Origin of the sequence: Shewanella sp. 6_MG-2023 (assembly GCF_030547195.1) — a bacterium.
Lineage (GTDB): Bacteria > Pseudomonadota > Gammaproteobacteria > Enterobacterales > Shewanellaceae > Shewanella.
In genome coordinates this window covers 1-2,208 of record NZ_JAUOQU010000066.1, presented here as the reverse complement: position 1 = coordinate 2,208, position 2,208 = coordinate 1, and the positions used below count along the sequence as shown (strand labels likewise).

Genomic DNA, 2,208 nt, shown 5'->3' with positions numbered 1-2,208 from the left:
TCTAAATCATTGGCATCTAATTCTATTGTTGAGGTGAAGGCGGTGTCTTCTGTGACGTTGATTTCATCATCGACGGCCACAGGGGCATCGTTCACTTCGCCCACATTGATGGTTAAGGTGGCGGTTTCACCCGTATCAGTGGTGTAAGTGATGACCGGCAATACGCCGTTCCAATCACTGGCTGGGGTGAAGCTGTAGGCACCGGTATTGCTGATAAGCAGGCTGCCACCTTCAACGGTGATCGCTGAGCCTGGCGTGTAAACCGTATTGTCACCGGCCAGGGTGAAGCTGGTCACTTCAGTGTTATCAGTTTCATCATTATCAAGCACGTTACCTGAGGCAAGGGTGTCTTCTGCCACCGAAATCGCATCATTCGTGGTGTCAGTATTATCTTCGCCGACGGTGATGGTTAAGGTGGCGGTTTCACCGGTAACGGTAGTGTAAGTGATCACCGGCAGTACGCCGTTCCAATCGGTTGCTGGGGTGAAGCTGTAGGCACCGGTACTGCTGATAAGCAGGCTGCCACCTTCAACGGTGATCGCTGAGCCTGGCGTGTAAACCGTATTATCACCGGCCAGGGTGAAGCTGGTCACTTCAGTGTTGTCACTTTCATCGTTTGATAGCACGTTGCCTGAGGCAACCGTGTCTTCTGCCACCGAAATCGCATCATTCGTGGTGTCAGTGTTATCCACGCCTTGATTATCAGTGGCAATGCCCGAAGCATTACCGGCCGCATCAATCACCTGAGCGGTGACATCCACTTGGGTTTGGCCATCAATAACCGCCACTTCAATGGCTTGACCATTATCAAGCATCGCTTGGGTCACTAGACCATTAAACAGTTCATTGCCGTTGCCATCAGTGATGATCAGCGTGTCACCGACTTCAGTGCCTGGGTTTAACGTGACAGTGGCAGTGACAGTGCCATCAGCGCCAATTTCATCACTGTTGTAAATGCCATCGCTGCCCATGCCTGCAAATTCAACGGCAGGGGTCGGCGCATCGGTGTTATCCACGCCTTGATTATCGGTGGCAATGCCCGAAGCATTACCGCCCGCATCAATCACCTGTGCGGTGACGTCCACCTGGGTTTGGCCATCAACGACCGCCACTTCAATGGCTTGACCATTATCAAGCATCGCTTGGGTCACTAGACCATTAAACAGTTCATTGCCGTTGCCATCAGTGATGATCAGCGTGTCACCGACTTCAGTGCCTGGGTTTAACGTGACAGTGGCAGTGACAGTGCCATCAGCGCCAATTTCATCACTGTTGTAAATGCCATCGCTGCCCATGCCTGCAAATTCAACGGCAGGGGTCGGCGCATCGGTGTTATCCACGCCTTGATTATCGGTGGCAATGCCCGAAGCATTACCGGCCGCATCAATCACCTGTGCGGTGACGTCCACTTGGGTTTGACCATCAATAACCGCCACTTCAATGGCTTGACCATTATCAAGCATCGCTTGGGTCACTAGACCATTAAACAGTTCGTTGCCGTTGCCATCAGTGATGATCAGCGTGTCACCGACTTCAGTGCCTGCCGCAAGAGTCACGGTGGCAGTGACTGTGCCATCAGCACCAATTTCATCACTGTTGTAAATGCCATCGCTGCCCATGCCTTCAAATTCAACAGCAGGGGTCGGTGCAATAGTATCAATATCACCATTATCTTCAGCAGTGGCTGTATTACCAGACGGATCAGTCACTTCTGCGACAGCGGTATAATCGCCTTCAGCTAACGGGTCGATAACATCGACTTCGTAGCTACCATCAGGATTTACTGTGGTTTCTAGTGTTTGTTCATTGCCAGTACTGTCGGTAACAACAATGGTGATTACACTGCCAGGCACTGCATCAGTGGTACCAGTAATTGTTGGGGTATCATCGCTGCTGTTGTCAGGGGCATTTACGGTAATTTCTGGGGCAATAGTATCAATATCACCATTATCTTCAGCAGTGGCAGTATTACCAGACGGATCAGTCACTTCTGCAACAGCGGTATAATCGCCTACAGCTAACGGGTCGATAACATCGACTTCGTAGCTACCATCAGGACTTACCGTGGTTTCTAGTGTTTGCTCATTGCCAGTACTGTCGGTAACAATAATACTGATTACACTGCCAGGCACTGCATCAGTGGTACCAGTAATTGTTGGGGTATCATCGCTGCTGTTGTCAGGGGCATTTACGGTAATTTCTGGGGCA

General features: G+C 50.7%; 1 protein-coding gene. It reads right to left on the bottom strand.

The window, feature by feature from the left end; translation table 11 throughout:
* The coding region (locus Q4533_RS19535; RefSeq protein WP_303503901.1) for an Ig-like domain-containing protein at positions 1-2,208 on the bottom strand (2,208 nt) is incomplete at both ends.